At 75.4% G+C, this 22299-nt stretch carries 2 protein-coding genes; both read right to left on the bottom strand.

The window, feature by feature from the left end:
• Nucleotides 1–10: 10 nt before the first annotated feature.
• The gene (locus tag ABTZ03_RS32595; protein ID WP_350516744.1) at nucleotides 11–9727 is read right to left on the bottom strand and encodes a non-ribosomal peptide synthetase; all 9717 of its coding nucleotides are present in this window, start codon (nucleotides 9725–9727) and stop codon (nucleotides 11–13) included.
• Nucleotides 9724–22170, bottom strand: a complete 12447-nt coding sequence (locus ABTZ03_RS32590; protein WP_350516743.1) for a non-ribosomal peptide synthetase — start codon at nucleotides 22168–22170, stop codon at nucleotides 9724–9726. Before ABTZ03_RS32590 ends, ABTZ03_RS32595 begins: the two co-directional genes overlap by 4 nt.
• Nucleotides 22171–22299: the final 129 nt, after the last annotated feature.

Below are 22299 nucleotides of genomic sequence, written 5' to 3'. Positions count from 1 at the left end.
TCGGTGTCGGTCAGCCGGAGCAGGCGGTGCCGTCGCCGGGCTCCGCTCCGAGGGCGGTGTGGACCAGACGGTCCACCAGGTGGTCGGCCAGGGCGGCGACGGTCGGCCGGGCGAGCAGGTCCGCCAGGCAGAGGTCGCCCTCGAACTCCCCGCGCAGCCGCTGGAGCAGCGACATGGCGAGCAGCGAGTGGCCGCCGAGGTCGAAGAAGTTCTCGTCGATGCCGAGCGCGGGCAGGCCCAGCACCTCCGCGAAGGCCGCGTGCACCGCCTTCTCGCTCGGGTACCGGGGTTCGCGCTGCGATCCGGCGGTCGTGTAGTCCTCGGCGCCCGGCTCGGGCAGGGCCTTGCGGTCGAGCTTGCCGTTGACGGTCAGCGGCAGCGCGTCGAGGACGACGAACGCCGACGGGACCATGTACTCGGGCAGCCGGGCAGCCAGCATACGCCGGAGCTCGGTGACCTCGATAAGGGTACCCTCACTCGGCACCAGGTAGGCGGCGAGGCGCTTGACGCCGGGGGTGTCCTCACGGACCACCACAGCGGCCTGGGCCACGTCCTCGTGGGCGGCGATGGCGTCCTCGATCTCGCCCGGCTCGACCCGGTAGCCCCGGATCTTCACCTGGTCGTCGGCCCGGCCCAGGAAGTCCAGCAGACCATCGGCCCGCCAGCGCACCACGTCACCCGTGCGGTACATCCGCGATCCCGGCTCCCCGAACGGGTCCGCCACGAAACGCTCCGCCGTCAGGCCCGCCCGGTTCAGGTAACCCCGCGCCAGGCCCACACCGTTGACGTACAGCTCACCCGGCACACCCACCGGCACCGGCCGCAGATGACCGTCCAGCACGTGCGCCACCGTGTTCCAGATCGGCCGGCCAACCGTCGCCGTCGCCGAGTCCAGCGTCCCGCCGCCCAGCGTGTTGATCGTGTACTCCGTCGGCCCGTACAGGTTGTAACCCATCACCCCCGGGGTCTCCCGCAGCCGCGACCACAACGTCTCCGCCACCGCCTCACCCCCCAGCAGCACCAGCACCGGACGGTGCCGACCCTCGTCCAGCAGCCCCCGGTCGACGAGGGCCTGGGCGTAGGACGGGGTCACGTTGATCACATCGACGGCGTGTTCGGCGCAGTAGGCCGCGAGGGCCTCGGCGTCGCGGCGCAGGGCCTCGTCGAGGACGTGCACCTCGTGCCCCTCGACCAGCCACAGCAGCTCCTCCCACGACATGTCGAAGGAGAACGACACCGTGTGCGCGATCCGCAGCCGCCGACCGCCCGCCGACGCCACCACCGGATCGAAGATCTCCTGCCGGTGGTTCAACTGCATGTTCGTCAGACCCCGGTACGGCGTCACCACACCCTTCGGCCGACCCGTCGACCCCGACGTGAAGATCACGTACGCCGCCGCGTCCAGGTCGACCGTCAGGCCGAGCGCGGTCGCGGGCAGGGCGTCGAGTTCGGCCGCGGTCTCCGGGGAGTCCAGCAGCAGACGCTCCACCCCGGGCGCCTCGGGCATCCGGGCCTCGGCGGCGGTGCTGGTCACCAGGCAGACGGGGGCGGTGTCCTCCACCATGAACGCCAGCCGCTCCACCGGGTAGTCCAGCTCCAACGGCAGGTACGCCGCACCCGCCCGCAGCACCGCGAACAACGCCGCCACCATGTCCAACGAACGCGGCAGCCCCAACGCCACCACCCGCTCAGGACCGGCACCCCGCGCCACGAACAACCGCGCCAGCCGGTTCACCCGCGCATCCAACTCCGCATACGTCCACGCCACCGCACCCTGCACCACCGCCACCTCGTCCGGCACCAGCAGCGCACGCTCCGCCAACAGGTCCGCCACCGAAGCCTCCGGCAACCCACGACCCGTCGCCGCCCACTCCCCCAACAACCCACGCTCACCCGACGTCAACACGTCCAGGCCGCCGATGCGGCGGTGCGGGTCCGCGGCGACCTGCTCCAGCACGGCGAGCAGCCGCTCGACCAGGGCTTCGGCGGTGGCCCGCTCGTAGAGGTCGGTGGCGTACTCGAAGGCGATGTCGATCTCCTCGGTGGAGGAGGTCTCCTCGAAGTTGAAGTCGAGTTCGAACTTCGCGGCACCGAGTTCGAAGGGCAGGATCCGGCTCTCCAGGCCGAGCAGCCGGCCGGCCTGGCCGTCGTTGTGCTGGTAGCCGAGCATCACCTGGAACAGCGGGTGACGGCCGGGCACGCGGGGCGGGTTGACCGCCTCGACCAGCCGGTCGAAGGGCAGGTCCTGGTGGGCGAAGGCGGCCAGGTCGGCCTCCCGGGTGCGGATCAGCAGGTCCGCGAAGGTCGGGTCGCCGGCGAGGTCGTTGCGCAGCACCAGGGTGTTGACGAAGAAGCCGACCAGGGAGTCCAGACCGGCGTCGGAGCGGCCGGCCACCGGGGCGCCGAGCGGGATGTCGTCCCCGGCGCCGAGGCGGTGCAGCAGGGTCGCCACCGCGGCCTGCAGCACCATGAAGGTGGTGGCGCCGGTGGCCCGGGCGGCCTCGCGCAGCCCGCGGTAGACCTCGGGGGTCACCTGGGCGTACACGGTGTCGCCGCGGTGGCCGGCGGTCGGGGTGCGGGGGTGGTCGGTCGGCAGCGGCAGTTCCTCGGGCAGCCCGGACAGCGCCTCCTTCCAGTAGGAGACCTGGCGGGAGTGCAGGCTCCGCGGGTCGTCGTCGGCGCCGAGCAGCTCCTGCTGCCACAGGGTGTAGTCGGCGTACTGCACCGGCAGCGGGGACCAGGCCGGAGCGGCACCGGCCGCGTGCGCGGTGTAGGCCGCCGTGAGGTCCTCGATGAACGGGAGCATCGACCACTCGTCACCGGCGATGTGGTGGAACAGCAGGACGAGGGCGTGGTCCTGCGGACCGACCTCCAGCAGGGTGACGCGCAGCGGCGCCTCGGCCGAGAGGTCGAAGCCGTACCGGACGGCGGCCTCGACGTCGGCGGCGAGGGTGTGCTCGCCGGAGCGGACCACGTGTACGGCGTCGGCGGCGGCCGGGGCGTCCAGGACCCGCTGGAAGACGGAGCCGTCGCGCTCGGTGAAGACGGTGCGCAGGCTCTCGTGCCGTTCGGTCACCGAGCGGACGGCGGCGCGCAGCGCGTCCACGTCGAGCGCGCCCGTGACCCGGACCACCAGCGGCACGTTGTAGGTCGCCCCGGAGTCGTCGAGGTTCTGGAGGAACCACATCCGGCGCTGGGCGTGCGAGAGCGGCAGGTCGGCGGGCCGCTCGCGGCGGGCCAGGACCGGGCGGCGCTCGCCGTCGCCGCCCGCCCGGTGGGCGAGCCCGGCCGGGGTCGGTGCCTCGAAGAGGTCGCGGACCGTCAGCGGGCTGCCGAGCAGGGCGCGGACCCGGGTGACCAGGCGGGTGGCGAGCAGCGAGTGGCCGCCGAGGTCGAAGAAGTGCTCCTCGGGGCCGACCTCGGTCAGGCCGAGCACCTCGGCGAAGGCGCCGCAGAGGATCTCCTCGCGGGCGTCGCGCGGGGCGCGGCCGGTGGCGGAGGCGTCGGGTGCGGGCAGGGCGTTGCGGTCGAGCTTGCCGTTGACGGTCAGCGGCAGCGCGTCGAGCACGACGAACGCCGAGGGGACCATGTACTCGGGCAGGCTCCGGGCCAGCGCGTTGCGCACCTCGGCGACGTCGACGCCGGTTCCGGCGGGGACGAGGTAGGCGGCGAGGCGCTTGACGCCGGGGGTGTCCTCACGGACCACCACCGCGGCCTGGGCCACGTCCTCGTGCGCGGCGATCGCGTCCTCGATCTCCCCCGGCTCGACCCGGTAGCCCCGGATCTTCACCTGGTCGTCCGCCCGGCCCAGGAAGTCCAGCAGACCATCGGCCCGCCAGCGCACCACGTCACCCGTGCGGTACATCCGCGAACCCGGCTCCCCGAACGGGTCCGCCACGAAACGCTCCGCCGTCAGCCCCGCCCGGTTCAGGTAACCCCGCGCCAGACCCACACCATTGACGTACAGCTCACCCGGCACACCCACCGGCACCGGCCGCAGATGACCGTCCAGCACGTGCGCCACCGTGTTCCAGATCGGCCGCCCCACCGTCGCCGTCGCCGAGTCCAGCGTCCCGCCGCCCAGCGTGTTGATCGTGTACTCCGTCGGCCCGTACAGGTTGTAACCCGTCACCCCCGGGGTGTCCCGCAGCCGCGACCACAACGTCTCCGCCACCGCCTCACCCCCCAGCAGCACCAGCACCGGACGGTGCCGACCCTCGTCCAGCAGGCCGCACTCCACCAGCGCCTGGGCGTAGGAGGGGGTGACGTTGACGACGTCGACGGCGTGTTCGGCGCAGTAGTCGGCCAGCCGCTGGGTGTCCCGGCGCAGGGCCTCGTCGAGGACGTGCACCTCGTGCCCCTCGACCAGCCACAGCAGTTCCTCCCACGACATGTCGAAGGAGAACGACACCGTGTGGGCGATCCGCAGCCGCCGACCGCCCGCCGACGCCACCACCGGATCGAAGATCTCCTGCCGGTGGTTCAACTGCATGTTCGTCAGACCCCGGTACGGCGTCACCACCCCCTTCGGCCGACCCGTCGACCCCGACGTGAAGATCACGTACGCCGCCGCGTCCGGCTCGTAGGGCGCCGCGTAGGGCTCGGCGGGCAGGGCGTCCAGCTCCGCGCGGACGGCCTCGGCGTCCAGCAGCACGGTGTTGTGGTGGGCCGGGACGTGGCCGACGGCCGTGGAGTCGGTGACCAGGCAGACGGGGGCGGTGTCCTCCACCATGAACGCCAGCCGCTCCACCGGGTAGTCCAGCTCCAACGGCAGGTACGCCGCACCCGCCCGCAGCACCGCGAACAACGCCGCCACCATGTCCAACGAACGCGGCAGCCCCAACGCCACCACCCGCTCAGGACCGGCACCCCGCGCCACGAACAACCGCGCCAGCCGGTTCACCCGCGCATCCAACTCCGCATACGTCCACGCCACCGCACCCTGCACCACCGCCACCTCGTCCGGCACCAGCAGCGCACGCTCCGCCAACAGGTCCGCCACCGAAGCCTCCGGCAACCCACGACCCGTCGCCGCCCACTCCCCCAACAACCCACGCTCACCCGACGTCAACACGTCCAGGCCGCGTACGGGCCGGTCGGGGTGGTCGACGAGCTGGCCGAGCAGGGAGACCAGGCGCTCGGCGTGCTGCTCCACGGTGGAGCGCTCGAAGACGTCCGGGCGGTACTTCCACTCGAAGGAGAGCGCCTCGCCGGGATTGGTGATGAAGATCAGCGGGAAGTGGGTGGCGTCGACGTCCTCCACGTCCTGGACGCCCAGGCCTTCCCGGATGCGGTCGCGGACGCCCTCGTCGGCGGGGGTGTTGCGGAGCACCTGGAGGGTGTCGAAGAGCCGGCCGAAGCCGGTGCCGCGCTGGATCTCGCCCAGGCCGGTCTGGTGGTGCGCCAGCAGGGCGGTCTGCTCGGACTGCAGTCGGGTGAGGAAGGCGGTGACGCTCTCCGCCCCGTCCAGCCGGGCGCGCACCGGCACGGTGTTGAGGAACATGCCGATGGTGGCGTCGATGCCGGGCAGCTCGGCCGGGCGTCCGGAGACGGTGGCGCCGAAGACGACGTCCTCCCGGGCCGTCAGACCGGAGAGCAGCAGGCCCCAGGCGCCGGAGAGCACCGTGTTCAGGGTCAGACCGCGCTCGCGGGCGAACTCCGCGATCCGGGCGGTGAGTTCGGCGGATATCCCCGCGGTCACCTGCTGCGGCAGCAGGGCGGCTCGCTCGCGCGCCTGCGGCGCCAGCAGGGTGGGCTCGGTCAGCCCGGCCAGCGACTCGCGCCAGGCCGCCGCGCCCTGCTCGGCGTCCTGGGCGGTGAGCCAGCGCAGGAAGTCGCGGTACGGCAGGCCGGTCTCGGGGGCCGGCTGCCCGGCGCAGTGGGTCAGCAGCTCCTGGAGGAACAGCCCGGAGGACCAACCGTCCCACAGCAGCGCGTGGTTGGTGATCAGGATGCGCTGCCCGCCGCCGGGGGCGAGGACCGAGACCACCCGCAGCAGCGGCGGGGCGGTCAGGTCGAAGCGGGTCGCCGCCTCGCGCTCGGTCAGTTCGCGCAGCCGCTCGTCGAACTCCTCCGGCGCGAGGGCGGAGAGGTCGGTCTCGCCCAGCGGCACGTCCACCGCGCGGGGGACGAACTGCAGCGGCCGGCCGGGCCCGTCCTGGAGGAAGCCGGCCCGCAGGTTGGGGTGGCGTTCCAGGACGGCGGCGAGGGCCGCCCGCAGTCGCTCCAGGGGGACGCGGCGGGTCAGCGACACCACGTCGCGGGAGGTGTAGACGTCCAGGGAGCGGTCGTCGTAACCGGCCTCGAAGAGCAGTCCCTCCTGCAACGGGGAGACCGGCCAGATCTCCTCGATCTCCAGCTCCGGGACGACGGCGCGGACGGCCTCGGCCTCGGCGGCGGTGGCCTCGGGGAGTTCGGGCAGCTCGGGGGCCTGCTCCGCCGTCCCGCGGGCGTCGGCGAGCGCGGCCAGGGCGGCGGGGGTCCGGCCCTCGAACACGTCGCGCGGGCTGAGCGCCAGGCCCTCGGCCCGGGCGACGCCGATCAGCCGGATGGAGGCGATGCTGTCGCCGCCGAGCCGGAAGAAGTCGTCCTCGGCACCGGTCTCCGGCAGGCCGAGGACCTCGGCGTACAGCTCGCAGAGCAGCCGCTCCGTCTCGGTCTCGGCCGCGCGGCCGGCCGAGATCCCGGTGTAGTCCAGGGCGTCGTCGGGCAGCGCCTTGCGGTCGAGCTTGCCGTTGACGGTCAGCGGCAGGGCGTCGAGCACGGCGTACGCGGACGGGACCATGTACTCGGGCAGCCGGGCGGCGACGGCGTCGTGCAGGGCTGCGGTGTCCAGGCTCGCGCCCGGAGCCGGCACCACGTAGGCGACCACCCGGTCCACGGCGCCGCGGCGCACCAGCACGGCGCTCTGCGCCACCGAGGGCTGCGCGACCAGCGCCGCCTCGATCTCGCCCAGCTCGATCCGGTAGCCGCGGATCTTGATCTGGTCGTCCACCCGGCCGAGGTAGTCGATGCTGCCGTCGGCCCGGCGGCGGACCAGGTCCCCGGTGCGGTACATCCGCTCCCCGGGCCCGCCGAACGGGTCGGCGACGAAGCGCTCGGCGGTCAGCCCGGGGCGGTCCAGGTAGCCGCGCGCCAGCTGGACGCCGGCCAGGTGGAGCTCGCCGGGGGCGTCGGTCGGGACGTGCCGCAGCAGCCCGTCGAGCACGTAGGCGCGGCCGGCGGCCAGCGGGCGCCCGATGCTCGGGGTGTCGCTGTCGGCGAGGTCCGCGAGCAGCGCGTCGACGGTGAACTCGGTCGGGCCGTAGTAGTTCAGCACGGTCACGCCGGGCTCGGCCCGCAGCCTGGTCCAGAGCGGTTCGGGCAGCGCCTCGCCGCCGAGCAGCAGGACCGGCGGGCGGTGCTCGCCGGCCAGCAGCCCGGAGTCCAGCAGCTGCTGGGCGTAGCTCGGGGTCACGTCGAGGGCGTGGACGCGCTCGGCGCGGGTGTAGCCGACGACGGCCTCGGCGTCACGGCGGTCGTCCTCACCGAGGATGTGCAGCTCGTGGCCGCCGATCAGCCAGATCAGCTGCTCCCAGGAGGAGTCGAAGGAGAAGGAGGCCGTGTGCAGGGCGCGCAGCCGCTGGAGTCCGGCCGCGTCCAGGGCTGCCGCGAAGGGGCCGGAGAGGTGGTCGTGGGCCAGGTTGGCCAGGCCCCGGTGGGTGATCACGACGCCCTTGGGGCGGCCGGTGGAACCGGAGGTGTGGATGATGTACGCGGCCCGGTCGGGGTGGACCGGACCGCCGCGCTCGGTGTCGGCGAGCGGGCCGTCCGGCATCGCGGCCACGGCGCCGCGGGTCTCCGGGGCGTCCAGCAGCAGGACGGTGGTGCCGGGCAGGTCGGGCAGCCGCTTCGCGACGACGGAGGTGGTCAGCAGGACGGCCGGGCGGGCGTCGTCGAGCAGCAGGGCGAGCCGGTCGTCCGGGTGGTCCAGGTCGAGCGGGAGGTAGGCGCCGCCGGCCCGGAGCACGGCGAGGATCGCGGTGACGGTGTCGGTGGAGCGGGGCACGGCGATGGCGGCGACCCGGTCCGGTCCGAGGCCGCGGCAGAGCAGCAGCCGGGCCAGCCGGTCGGCGTCGGCGTCCAGTTCGGCGAAGCTCACCACGGCCGGGAGGCCGGACAGCGAGGGACCGACCAGTGCGCGGGCGTCGGGCGTGCGCCGGGCCTGGTCGGCGAGGCGGTCGGCGACGGTGCCGGCGGGCACCTGGTGCCCCGGGCCGGCCAGGGTGGCGGGCAGCGCGGCCCGCTCGGCGGCGTCGAGCAGTTCCAGCCGGTCCAGCCGGGTCTCCGGGGCGTCGGCGAAGGCCCCGAGCAGGGCCAGGAAGCGGTCAGCGAGCCGGGCGGCCTCGGCCGCGGTGAAGAGGTCCGGCCGGTACTCCAGTTCGACCCGCAGGTCGGTGCCGGGCAGCACGGTGAGGCCGAGCGGGTAGTGGGTGGCGTCGCGGGCGCCGAGCGCGGTGATGGTCAGGCCCTCGGCGGAGCCGAGGCTCTCGCGCAGCGCGTCGCCGCCGCCCTGGTAGTTCTCCACCACCAGGAGGGTGTCGAAGAGGTCGCCCTCGACGGCACTGCGGCGCTGGATCGCGCCCAGGCCCAGGTGCTGGTGGGCCATCAGCCCGGCCTGTTCGCGCTGCACCTCGGCGGCGACGGCGGCCAGCGTGGCGCCCGGGGTGAGCCGGACCCGGACCGGAACGGTGTTGATGAACAGGCCGACCATGGACTCGGCGCCCGGCAGGTCGTCGGGGCGGCCGGAGACGGTGGTGCCGAAGACCACGTCGGGGGTGCCGGTGAGCGAGCCGACCAGGACGCCCCAGAGGGTGTTGGCGACGTTGCCGAGGGTCAGTCCGCAGCCCCGCGCGGCGGCGGTGATCCGCTGCGAGAGTTCCTCCCCGGCGTACCGGGTGACCAGGCCGGGTTCACCGGCGGGGGCCGACGGCGCGCCGGGCGCCACCGGGTGGGCCTGCTCGACACCGGCCAGCGCCTCGGTCCAGGCCCGCTCGGCGGCGGCGGTGTCGCGGGTGGCCAGCAGCGCCAGGTGGTCCTTGTAGGGCCGGACCGCCGGGAGTGCCGAGGCGTCACCGGAGGAGCCGTAGAGGGCCAGCAGCTCCCGGAACACGATCGGCATCGACCAGCCGTCGAGCAGCAGGTGGTGGCAGGTCAGCACCAGCCGGGAGCGGCCGTCGCCGAGGCGCAGCAGGGCGAACCGCAGCAGCGGCGGGGTGTCGAGGTCGAAGCGCCGCTGCCAGTCCGCGTCCATGGCGGCGCGCACGGCGGCGTCCTGGGCCTCGCCGGTGAGCGCGCTCAGGTCCGTCTCCCGCAGCGGCGTCGCGACGGAGCGCTGGACGAACTGGACGACGGCCTCCGGGTCCTCGTACCAGAACCCGGCCCGCAGGTTGGCGTGCCTGGCGAGCAGCGCGTCCACGGCGGCGGCCAGTCGGGGGCTGTCGACCGGGCCGGCCAGGTCGAGGTGCGACTGGACGACGTAGACGTCGCGGGCGCGGTCGTCGTAGAGGGCGTGGAAGAGCAGGCCCTCCTGGAGCGAGGAGAGCGGGTAGACGTCCTCCAGGTCCGACGAGGCCGTGGTCCGGGAGTCGTCGATCGGGGCGGTGGAGTCGTTCATCTCGGTCTTCTCGGTCCTGGGGTCGGTGGGGCGGTGGTCGGTCGGGACGGGGGGTGCGGTGCGGTCGCTCATCGGCGGCGCCGTCCGCGCAGCCGGGACTCCAGCCGGTCGATCTGGGTCTGCTTCAGCGAGACCAGGCCGAGGTCGGACGGGGTGATGCCGCCGGCGTCGCCGGTGGCGGTGTGCCGGGCGAGGGCGTCGAGCGCGGCGAACCAGGCGTCCGCGAGCCCGGCGACCTCTGCCTCGGTCAGCAGGGCCTGCGGCCAGCTCCACTCGACGGCCAGTTCGGGCCGCCCGTCGGCGCCGGTCCGGACGACCGCGTCGATCTCCAGCGGGTAGCCGGCCGCCATCCGCGGGTCGGGGGCGGCCGCCGCCGCGACGGTGTCCCGCTCGGGCTGCGGGGCGAACGGCCAGCCACCGGCTGCGACGCCGGCGCCGTCGGCGCGGCCCCGGTAGTTGAAGAGCACCTGCGAGCGCGGGCAGGCGGCCAGCAGCGGGGCGGTCTGGGCGTTGAGGTGGCGCAGCAGGCCGAAGCCGAGGCCCTTGTCGGGTGCGGCGCGCAGCTGCTCCTTCACCAGCTTGAGCGCCTGCCCGGCGGCGGGACCGCCGGTGAGCGCCTCGGCCGGGTCGGTCCCGGTGAGGTCGAGCCGGACGGGGTGGACGGTGGTGAACCAGCCCACGGTGCCGGCCAGGTCGGGGGTGTGGTCCCCGTGGCCGCCGCGGCCGTGGCCCTCCAGGTCGACCTGGAGCGCGGGGGCTCCGCCCGGGCGGGCGGCGGCGACGCCGAGCACCAGTCCGGCCAGCAGCACGTCGTCGACGCCGGCGCCGAACGCCTTGGGCACCTCGGTGAGCAGCGGGGCGGTGCGCTCCGCGGGGAGCACCCGGCGCAGGGTCCGTACGGTGGCGACGGTGTCGCGCTCCGGGTCGGCGGCCAGTTCAGCGAGCGGTCCGGCCGGTCCGGCCAGGGCGGTGCGCCAGTGGGCGGCCTCGGCGGTGCGGGCGCGCCCCTGGGCGTGCGTCAGCAGGTCCTCCGACCAGGAGCGCAGGCTGTGGGCCTCGGGTTCGAGGGCGGGCTCGCCGTCCTCGGCGAGCGCCCGGTAGGCGGTGGCCAGCCCGGGCAGCAGGGTGCGCCAGGAGACCCCGTCCACCGCGAGGTGGTGCACGGTCAGCAGCAGCCTGCCCTCCCGGTCGTCGCCGGCGTCGAACCAGACGGCGCGCAGCACCCGGCCGGTGCCGGGGTCGAGCGCCGACGCCGCGGCGTCGGCTTCCCGGGCCAGCAGCGCGGTGAGCTCGGTGGTCCGGGCGTCGACCCGGCGCAGGGTGTCGGCCTCGGTGACCGCCGGTGCCTGGGCGGCCGGGAGGATCTCCTGGGTCCACAGGCCGTCGGTCCGGTCCAGGCCCAGCCGCAGGGCCGGGTGACGGACGGCCAGCGCCGCCAGCGCGGCGCGCAGCGGCTCCTCGCGCAGCCCGGCCGGGGTGGTGAGCAGCACCGACTGGTTGAACCGGTCGATCGGCCCGCCGCGTTCGCGCAGCCAGTGCACCACCGGCAGCGCGGGCAGTTCGCCGTCCGCCGGGGGCGCGACGGCCCGGGTCACGGCGGGGGCGGCGACCGCCAGGCCCTTGGCCTCGGCCAGGGCGGCGGGGGTCGGGTACTGGAACACGTCCTTGGCGGCCAGGTCGAACCCGGCCCTGCGGGCGCGGCTGATCAGCTGGATCGACACGATGCTGTCGCCGCCGAGGGCGAAGAAGTTCTCGTCCTCGCCGACCTCGGCCAGGCCGAGCACCTCGGCGAACACCCGGGCCAGGGCGGCCGCCGGGGAGGCCCCGGTGCCCGCGCCGGCGGCCGGTTCCGGGCGACGGCCCGGCAGCGGCAGGGACTTGCGGTCGAGCTTGCCGTTGACGCTCAGCGGCAGCGCCTCCAGGACGGTGACCACGACGGGGACCATGTGCTCGGGCAGGACGGCGGCGACGGCCGCCCGCACGGCCTCGGACGCCACGTTCGCGCCGGGCTGCGGGACGACGTAGCCGAGCAGCTGCCGGGCACCGCCTTCGGTGAGGGCCTTCGCGGTGACGGCCGCCTGGCCGACGCCCGGCACCGCGGCCAGGGCGGCCTCGATCTCGCCGAGCTCGATCCGGAAGCCCCGGATCTTCACCTGGTCGTCGGTGCGGCCGAGGTACTCGACCTCGCCGTCGATGCGGCGGCGCACCAGGTCGCCGGTGCGGTACATCCGCTCGCCGGTGCCGAACGGGTCGGCCACGAAGCGGCCGGCGGTCAGCCCGGGACGGCCGAGGTAGCCGCGGGCCAGCTGGACGCCGGAGAGGTAGAGCTCCCCGGGGACGCCGACCGGGACGGGCCGCAGCCGGGCGTCGAGCACGTGCAGGCGGGTGTTCCAGACCGGGCGGCCGATGGGCACGACCCCGGAGCCTGCCCAGGCGCGGTGGTAGGTCACGTCGACGGCGGCCTCGGTCGGGCCGTACAGGTTGTGCAGGCCGATCTGCGGCCACAGGGCGAGGAATCGGTCCACGGCGGTGGCGGGCAGGGCCTCGCCGGAGCAGAACACCCGCTGGACGTCGGCGAAGGCGCGCCGGACGGCGGCGTCCTGCTCGGCCGCGCCGGTGAACGCGGTGAGCATCGAGGGCACGAAGTGACAGGCGGTCACCCCCTCGCGGGCCACCAGCGCGGCGAGGTACTCGGGCTCGCGGTGGCCGCCCGGCCGGGCGAGCACCACCCGGGCGCCACTGACCAGCGGCAGGAAGAACTCCCAGACCGACACGTCGAAGCTGGCCGGGGTCTTCTGGAGGACGCGGTCGGCGGCCGTGACGCCGTAGACCTCGCGCATCCAGTCGAGCCGGTTGACGATCGCCCGGTGGGTGACCACGACGCCCTTGGGACGACCGGTGGAACCGGAGGTGAAGATCACGTACGCCGCGTGATCGGCGTCCGGGGCGACGGCGGGCGCCGCGCCGGCCGGCGCCTGGGCGTCGACGGTGAGCACCGGCACGCCGGGGACGGCGGGCAGGCCCGCCTCCAGCCCGGGCAGGGTGAGCACGCACACCGGAGTGGCGTCCTCGACCATGCCGGCCAGCCGTTCGGCCGGGTACTCGGTGTCCAGCGGGAGGTAGGCGGCACCGGACTTGAGCACGGCGAGCAGCGCGACCATCAGCTCGGCCGAGCGGGGCACGGCGACGGCGACGATCCGGTCCGGTCCGGCTCCGGCCGCGCCCAGCGCGCCGGCGAGGACCGCCGCCCGCTCGTCCAGCTGGCGGTAGGTCAGTTCGGTGCCCTCGAAGACCACGGCGACCGCGTCGGGGGTGGCGGCGGTCCGCTCGGCGATCCGGTCGAGCAGGGTCCCCCCGCGCACCGGGATGGCGGTGGCGTTCCACTCCCCCGCCAGGCCGCGGTGCTCCTGGGCGGAGGTGGGCTCGATGCGGTCCACCGCCCGCCCGGGGGCGGCGAAGGCCTGCTCCATGACCCGCATCAGCCGACCGCCGAACAGCCGGGCGGTGGCGCGGTCGAAGAGGTCCTGGGCGTAGATGACGGTCAGGTCGGTGCGGGCACCGTCGGCCGACTCCACGAAGGTGAAGGCGAGGTCGAAGCGGGCGGCGTGCACCGGGTCGGGCAGCAGGGCGGTGCGGGCGCCGAGCAGCCCGTCCAGGCCGTCGGCCTCCCGGCGGTGCTGGACCATCACCTGGAACAGCGGGTGGCGGCCGAGCGAGCGCTCGGGGTTGACGATCTCCACCAGCCGGTCGAAGGGCAGGTCCTGGTGGGCGAGCGCGCCGAGGACGGTCTCCCGGGAGCGGGCGACCAGTTCGTCGAAGGACGGCTCGCCCGACAGGTCGTGCCGCATCACCAGGGTGTTGACGAAGAAGCCGACCACGGACTCCAGCACCTCGTCGGTGCGGCCCGCGACGGGCGTGCCCAGCGCGACGTCCGCACTCCCGGCCAGCTTGCCGAGCAGCAGCGCGGCGGCCGCCTGGGTGACCATGAACGGCGTGGCACCGCTGTGCCGGGCGTAGTCACGCAGCGCGGTGTGCAGCCCGTCGGGCAGGCGCAGCCGGACCGCGTCGCCCCGGCCGGTGGCCTCGGCGGGGCGGGGCCGGTCGGTGGGCAGGACCAGCTCGGCGGGCAGGTCCGCCAGGCGCCCGCTCCAGTAGCGTGTCTGCTCGGCTGCCGGGCCCTGCGCCGCGGCCAGGAGTTCGCCCTGCCACAGGGCGTGGTCGGCGTACTGCAGCGGCAGCGGTGCGAACCGGGGGACGGCGCCCGCACGGCGGGCGGCGTACGCGAGGTCGAGGTCGCGCAGCAGTACGCCCTCCGACCACTCGTCGCCGGCGATGTGGTGCAGCGCGATGCTCAGCACGTGGCGGCGGGGACCGGCCGTCAGCAGGGTGGCGCGGACCGGGATCTCGGTGGCCAGGTCGAAGGCGTACGCGCCGGCCGCGGCCACCTCCGCGTCCAGGCGCCCCTCGGTGACCTCGGCGACGGTGAACGGCAGCCCGGCCGTCTTCGGGTCCAGGACGTGCTGGTGGGGCCGCCCCTCGTGGTCGGGGAAGACGGTGCGCAGGGCCTCGTGCCGGGCCAGCACGTCGGCGAAGGCGCTGCGCAGGGCGGGCACGTCCAGCTCGCCGTCGATGCGCAGTGCGCACGGAATGGTGTACGCGGTGCTGGGTCCCTGGAGGCGCTGGAGGAACCAGAGCCGGGCCTGGGCGGGCGACAGCGGGATGCGCTCCGGGCGCGGGCGGGCCGCCGGGGCGGTGCGTCCGCCCTCCTGGCCGTCCAGCCGGGCGGCGAAGGCGGCGGCACTGCGGGTCTCGAACAGGTCCCGGATGGCGACGTCCGTGCCGAGGGCGGCGCGCAGTCGGCCGACCACCCGGGTGGCGAGCAGGGAGTGGCCGCCGAGGAGGAAGAAGTCGTCGTCGACCCCGACGGCGGGCAGGCCGAGCACGTCCGCGTAGACGGCGCAGATCACGGCCTCCCGCTCGGTGCGCGGCGCCCGCCCGGCGGGGGCCGCGTAGTCCTCCGCACCCGGCTCGGGCAGGGCCTGCCGGTCGAGCTTCCCGTTGACGTTCAGCGGGAGGGCGGCCAGCGGCACGATGGCCGCCGGGACGAGGTACTCGGGCAGGGCGTCGGCGAGCGCCTTGCGCAGCACGGCGGGGTCGGCGACGGCGCCGGGCGCCGCGACGACGTAGCCGACCAGTCGCTTGACGCCGCCCGCGCCCGCGCGGGCGAGCACGGCCGCCTGGGCGATGCCTGGCTGGGCGGCGAGTACCGCCTCGACCTCGCCGGGCTCGACCCGGAAGCCGCGGATCTTCACCTGGTCGTCGTCGCGGCCGAGGTAGTCCAGACTGCCGTCGGGGCGGTGGCGGACCAGGTCGCCGGTGCGGTACATCCGCTCACCGGGCGCTCCGAACGGGTCGGCCACGAAGCGGCTCGCGGTGAGCGCGGGCCGGTTGCCGTAGCCGCGGGCCAGGCCCGGCCCGGCGATGTACAGCTCGCCCGCCACCCCGGCCGGGACCGGGCGCAGCCGGGCGTCCAGCACATAGACCCGGGTGTTGCCGATCGGACGGCCGACGAACGGGGTCGGACTGTCGTCCAGGGCCGCGCCGAGGGTGTCGACGGTGTACTCGGTCGGGCCGTAGAAGTTGTGCCCGAGCACGCCCTCGGTCTCCCGGATACGGGTCCACAGGGTGTCGCCGACGGCCTCGCCCCCGACCAGGAAGAGCAGCGGGCGGTACCGCTCGGAGTCGAGCAGGCCCCATTCCACCAGCTGCTGGCCGAAGGACGGGGTGACGTCGAGGGTGTCGATGCGGTCGGCGAGCAGCCGCTGGACCAGGGCCTGCGGGTCGCGGCGCAGGTCCTCGCCGTACACGTGGAGTTCGTGTCCCTGGATCAGCCAGAGCAGCTGCTCCCAGGAGGAGTCGAAGGAGAACGAGGCGGTGTGCGCGGCGCGCAGGCGGCGCCCGCCCGCCCGGGCGACGGCCCGGGCGAAGACGGTGTTGCCGTGGTGCTCCAGCATGTTGACCAGGCCCCGGTGGGGCACCTGGACGCCCTTGGGGCGGCCGGTGGAACCGGAGGTGTGGATGACGTACGCGAGGTCGTCGAGGTGCGGGCGCACCGGTTCGGCGCTCAGCGTGCCGACCTCGGCGAGGGTGACCACGCCCCGGCCGTCCGCGGCCAGTACGGGGTGGCGCCCGGCGGTCTCGGCCGTGGTCAGGGTGAGCAGCGGGTCGGCGTCCTCCAGCATGAGGGCGATCCGCTCGTCCGGGTGGTCGAGGTCGATCGGCAGGTACGACGCGCCGGAGGCGAGGACCCCGAGCAGGGCCGCGACCAGGTCGGCGGAGCGCGGCAGGGCCAGCGCCACGACCCGGCCGGGCCCGGCGCCGAGCGCGGCGAGGTGGCGGGCGGTGCGGGTGACCTGCTCGGCGAGCTCGCGGTAGCGGAGCCTCCGATCGCCGAAGACCACCGCGGTCTCCTCGGGCATCGCGGCGGCGCGGGCGGCGAAGGCGTCGACGACGGTGCCCCCGGGCAGGGCGCGGCCGGTCGCGTTCCACTCCTCCAGGACGGTGCGGCGCTCCTCCGGGGAGAGGATCTCCAGCTCGCCGACCGGGGTGTCCGGGCCGACGGTCATCGCGGTGAGCACCCGCAGCAGGCGCTCGCCGACGGCCGCCGCCTGTCCGGCGGTGAAGACGTCGGGTCGGTACTCGACGGTGAACCGCGGGGCCTCGCCGGGCAGGGTGAGCAGCGTCAGCGGGTAGTGGGTGGCACCGCGGTTGCCGATCCCGGCGACCCGCAGGCCACGGACGGCCAGGTGGTCCGGGTCGACGGGGTAGTTCTCGAAGACCAGCAGGGTGTCGAACAGGGTGCCGTGCCCGGCCAGCGCCTGGATGTCGGCCAGCCCGAGGTACTGGTGGTCGAGCAGCGCGGACTGCTGCGCCTGGAGCCGGACCAGCGCGTCGAGGACGCGCTCGTCGTCGCGCGGCTCGAAACGCACCGGGACGGTGTTGCTGAACAGGCCGACCATGGACTCCACACCGGGCAGTTCGCCCGGGCGGCCGGAGACGGTGGCGCCGAACACCACGTCGGTGCGCCCGGTCAGTCGGCCGAGCAGGATCGCCCAGGCGCCCTGGACCAGGGTGTTGAGGGTCAGCCCGTGCTCCCGGGCGGTGGCGGTGAGGGCCGCGGACAGCTCCGCCGGGATCGGCAGGTCGATCTCGCGGCCCGCCGCGGCGGTGCCGGTGGCCGGGGTGCCGAGCGCGTCGGCGAGCAGGGTCGGCGCGGCCACTCCGGCCAGCGCCCGCCGCCAGGCATCGGTGTCGGCGGCCGTGTCCCGGGCGGCCAGCCAGCCGAGGTGGTCCGCGTACGGCGCCGCGGCGGGCAGCCCCTCGACGCTGCCACCGGCCCCGTAGGCGGTGATCAGCTCGCGCAGCAGGACGGGCGTGGACCAGCCGTCCATGACGATGTGGTGGCGGGTCAGCAGCAACCGGTGGTGGTCCGGGCCGAGGGCGATCAGGGCGCAGCGCACCAGCGGGGGCCGGGCGAGGTCGAAGCGCCGGGCGGCCTCGGCGTCCTCGATCCGGAGGATCTCCTCCTCCCGCAGGTCGTCCGGGACGGCGGTGAGGTCGTGCTCGCTCCACGGCACCCGGACCCGGCCGGCGACCAGCTGGAGCGGCTCGCCGGAGCCCGCACCGGGGAAGGCGGCGCGCAGCGCGCTGTGCCGGTTGACGACCGCGTCGACGGCGTGCACCAGGGCGGTGCGGTCGAGCGGGCCGCGCAGGTCCAGGGAGGTGAGGGAGGTGTAGAGGTCGTCGTCGCCCTGCTCGTCCTGGAGGAGGGCGTGGAAGAGCAGGCCGTCCTGGAGCGGCGACAGCGGCAGCACGTCGCGGGTGTCCGGGTGGTCGGCGGCGACGCGGTCGAGGACGGCCTGGGTGACCGGGACGAGCGGCACGTCGGAGGGGGTCAGGCCGCCGGCGTCGGGGCGCGCGGCGTAGCGGGTGAGCGCGTCCAGGTGGGCGAACCAGTCCGCGGCGATCGCGCGGACCGCCTCCTCCCCGAACAGGCCCTGCGGCCAGGTCAGTTGGACGGTCAGCTCGGGGCCGGAGGAGCCGTCGTGGACGAACGCGCCGATCTCCAGGGCGTGGGCGCAGGGCAGCCCGGGATCGGTGGACGCGGTGATGGCGTCCCCGGCCTCCGGCGCGACCGTCCACTCCCCGCCGGCGGCGGCGAAGCGGCCGAGGTAGTTGAAGAGCAGCTGGGGCTCGGCGAGGTCGGCGAGGGCGGCGGCGGAGACCGGGTCCAGCCGGCGCAGCAGGCCGTGGCCGGTTCCGGCGTGGGGCAGGGCGCGCAGCTGCTCCTTGACCAGGGCCAGGGCACGCCCGGCGGCCGGCTCGCCGGCCAGGGCGGCGGCGGGGTCGACGCCGGTCAGGTCGAGGCGGACGGGGAACTCACTGGTCAGCCAGCCCACGGTGCGCGAGGTGTCGGCACCGGGGACGAGCGCGTCCTCGCGGCCGTGGCCCTCCAGCCGGACCAGCAGGTCGGCGCGGGCGTCGGCCCCGAGGCGGGCGCGGCGGCGGGCCAGCAGGGCGAGGGCCAGCCCGGTGAGCAGGACGTGGTCGACACCGGCCCGGCGGGTGGCGGGCACCTCGGTCAGCAGCGGGGCGGTGCGGTCGGCGGGCAGGGTCAGCCGCAGCCGCCGGGTGGTGGCGGCGGTGTCACGGGCCGGGTCGAGCGGACGCTCACCGAGCAGCGGGCCGCTCCCTTCCGCCGACACGCCCTGCCAGAGCGGGAGTTCGGAGCGGACGAGGTCGCCGGCGGCGGCCCGGGCGAGGCCCAGGGTCCAGGCCCGCAGCGGCGTGGCGACGGGCTCCAGGGGCCGGCCCTCGTAGGCGGCGCGCAGGTCGGGCAGCAGGATGCGCCAGGAGACGCCGTCGACGGCGAGGTGGTGCGCGGCCAGCACCAGCAGCCCGGGGTGGTCGGCCCCGGCGTCCAGGTGGACGGCCTGGAGGACCACGCCGAGTCCGGGGTCGAGGCGGTCGGCGGCGGCCTCGCGCTCGACGGCGGCGGCCGCGGCGAGCTCCTCCGGGGCGACCCGGAGGTGGCGCAGCCGGTCGGCGGCGGGTGCGGAGCCGACCGGGCGGACCTCCTGGGTCCAGCCGCCGTCCTCCGCGACGTGCAGGCGCAGGCGCAGGGCGTCGTGGTGGTCGGTCAGGGTGTCCAGGGCGTCGGCGAGGCGCTGGGGGTCGAGTCCGGCGGGCACGGTGACCACGGTGTGCTGGCCGAAGCGGGCGACGGGGCCGCCGCGCTCGCGCAGCCACTCGCTGATCGCCGTGGTGGGCAGGGGGCCGGTGGTGTCGACGGCCGGCCGGCCGGCCGGGTCGTCGAGGGTGGCCTCGGCGGCCGCGGCGATCCGCCCGACGGTGCGCTTGTCGAAGACCACCCGCGGGGTGATCCGGAATCCGGCGCGGCGGGCGCGGCTGCCCAGCTGGATGGCGGAGATGCTGTCGCCGCCGAGCGAGAAGAAGTTGTCCTCGACGCCCACCTGGTCGCCGGGCAGGCCGAGGACCTCGGCGACCAGGCCGGCCAGGATCCGCTCGGCCTCGGTGCGGGGGGCACCGCCGCCCGCACCGCCGCCGGCGGCGGGCGCGGGCAGGGCCTTGCGGTCGAGCTTGCCGTTGAGGCTCAGCGGAAGGGTGTCGAGGCCGACGAGGACGGCCGGGACCATGTGCTCGGGCAGGGTGTGCGCGAGTTCGGTGCGCAGCGCCTCGGGGTCGCCGGGCGCGGGGACGACGTAGCCGACCAGCTGGCGGGCGCCGCCGGGGGTGAGCTCACGGGCCGTCACGGCAGCCTGGACGACGCCCGGCAGGGCCTCCAGGGCGGCCTCGATCTCGCCGAGCTCGATCCGGAAGCCGCGGACCTTGACCTGGTCGTCGGTGCGGCCGAGGTACTCGACGGTGCCGTCCGGCGCCCAGCGCACCAGGTCGCCGGTGCGGTACATCCGCTCGCCGGGCGCGCCGTGCGGGTCGGCGACGAAGCGGCCGGCGGTCAGCCCGGCGCGGCCGAGGTAGCCGCGGGCGAGCTGGACGCCCGCGAGGTAGAGCTCGCCGGGCGTGCCGACCGGGACGGGCCGCAGGGCGGCGTCCAGGACGTAGAGCCGGGTGTTCCAGACCGGACGGCCGATCGGCACGACGCCGGCGGCCGGGGCGGTGTGGTGGTGGGTGACGTCGACGGCGGCCTCGGTGGGACCGTACAGGTTGTGCAGCGGCACACCGGGCAGGACGCCGTACCAGCGGTCGACCACGTCACCGGGCAGGGCTTCGCCGGAGCAGAACGCCCGGCGCAGTCCGGCGCAGCGCTCGGCGACGGAGGGCTCCTCCAGGAAGGCGCGCAGCATGGACGGCACGAAGTGCAGGGTGGTGACGCCCTGTTCGGCGATCAGGCCGGCCAGGTAGGCGGGGTCCTTGTGGCCCTCGGGGCGGGCCGGTACGACGGCGGCGCCTTCGCACAGCGCCCAGAAGAACTCCCAGACGGAGACGTCGAAGCTGGCCGGGGTCTTCTGCAGGACCCGGTCGGAGGAGTCCAGCCGGTAGGTGTGCTGCATCCAGGCGAGCCGGTTGACGATGGCCCGGTGGGTGACCACGACGCCCTTGGGGCGGCCGGTGGAGCCGGAGGTGTAGATCAGGTAGGCGGCGTGGTCGGGCGACACCTCGGGCAGCGCGGCGTCGGCGTCGGCCGCGTCGTGCTGCGCGTCGGTGGTGAGGGCGAGCGCGCGGGCGGCCTCCGGCAGTCGGTCGAGCAGCGCGGGGACGGTGACGACCCGGACGGGGGCGGCGTCCTCGACCATGTAGGCCAGCCGGTCGGCCGGGTAGTCGGCGTCCAGCGGCAGGTAGGCGGCTCCGGACTTGAGGACGCCCAGCAGGGCGACCATCAGCTCGGCCGAGCGCGGCACGGCGACGCCGACCACCCGGTCCGCACCGGCGCCGGCGGCCCGCAGGGTACGGGCCAACGCGTCCGAGCGGGCGTCCAGTTCGGCGTAGGTCAGGCTGCTGTCCTCGGCGACCACCGCGACCGCGTCGGGCGTCTCGGCGACCCGTTCGGCGATCCGGCTGACCAGGGTGCCCTCACGGACCTCGCGCCCGGTGTCGTTCCAGCCGTGCAGGACGTCGTGGAGTTCGTCGTCGGCGAGCAGCGGCAGTTCGGCCAGCGGGCGGTCCGGCGCGGTGGCCAGTCGGGTCAGCAGGGCCGCGAAGCGCTCGGCGTGGCGGGCGAGTTCACCCGGGCCGTAGCGGGCGGGGTTGGCGTCGAACTCCAGCACCAGCCGGTCGTCGGGCGTCTTGTGGACGGACAGCGCGAGGTCCTCGACGGGGCCGGAGGCCAGGTTGACGGTGGTTCCGGGGCTGCCGGCGAAGTCGAGGTCGAGGTCGAAGGGCTTGAGGTTGAGCATCGGGCCGTGCAGGCGCGCGTCGGTGCCCACCAGTCCGAGCTCGCGCCGGATGGACTCGCCGCGGTGCAGCTGGTGCCGGCGCACGGCCGTCAACTCCGCTGCGGAGCGCCGCAGCAGCGCGTCGAAGGTGTCCTGGCCGGTGACCGCCAGTCGCACCGGCAGGATGTTGACGGCCATCCCCGGGACCCGCAGCGTGCCGGGCGCGGTGCGGGCCATGACGTGCATGCCGAGGACGGCGTCGGTGGTGCCGGTCATCCGGTGGAGGTAGGCGGAGAACGCGGCGTTCGCGGCCTCGGCCCAGGTGGCCCGGGCGGCCCGGGCGGCGGCGAGCACGGCCGCGCTCCGCCCTTCGGGGAGTTCGACCCGGTGACGCAGGGCGGCGGGGCCGGCCGGCGCGGTGGACTCGGTGAGGCCGACGACGGCCGGCCGGTCGGCGAAGCGCTCCTGCCAGTACGCCCGGTCGGCCTCCGCGCGCTCGGAGCCGAGGTAGTCGCGTTCGGCGTCGACGAGCAGGGCCGCCGGGCGGAACGGGCTGTCCGGGACCGCCGTCCCGGTGGCGAGCGCGGTGTGGACCTCGGCGACCCGGCGGGTGAACAGGGCGACGCTGTAGCCGTCGACGACCAGGTGGTGGAACCACTGGAACCACAGGTGGCCGGTCGGCCCGGTACGCACCAGCAGCGAGCCGGTGAGGGCGTCGGCGCCGGGCCCCTCCAGGACGGCCGGGACGGCCAGTTGCTCACGGACCAGGGTGACGGCGGCCCCGACGGGGTCGGTGGCACCGCTGGTGTCGAGCCGGGGCAGGACCCAGGCGTCGGCGTCGAACGCGCGGGTCAGCGCGACGGTGCGCCCCTGCCGCTCGGCGAGCCGGATGTGCAGCCCGTCCGCCTCGGCGAGCACCCGGCGCAGCGCCGCCTCCAGCAGGTCGCCGTCGAACTCGCCGTCGATGCGCACGTACTGGCCGACGTTGTAGGCGGGGTTGTCCGGGTCGATCCGCTGGGCGGCGAGGACGCCCGCCTGGGCGGCCGTCAGCTCCTGGTGGGCGTCGTCGTGCTCGGCCTGCGTGGACGTGGTGGCAGCCATGGGTCGGCCCTTCCCGGTTCTCCGGCCCCGCCGACCGTGCCAGCCCGGGGCGCTCGTGCGCGTGGTGCGATGTGGGTGGTGTCGGGCCGGGTGGCCGCGTGACGGCGCGGCCACCCGGGTCCGGGTGGG

The sequence above is a fragment of the Kitasatospora sp. NPDC096077 genome (assembly GCF_040303245.1).
Lineage (GTDB): Bacteria > Actinomycetota > Actinomycetes > Streptomycetales > Streptomycetaceae > Kitasatospora.
Note: the sequence above shows the minus strand (reverse complement) of the source record. Positions and strands in the feature narration are given on the sequence as shown.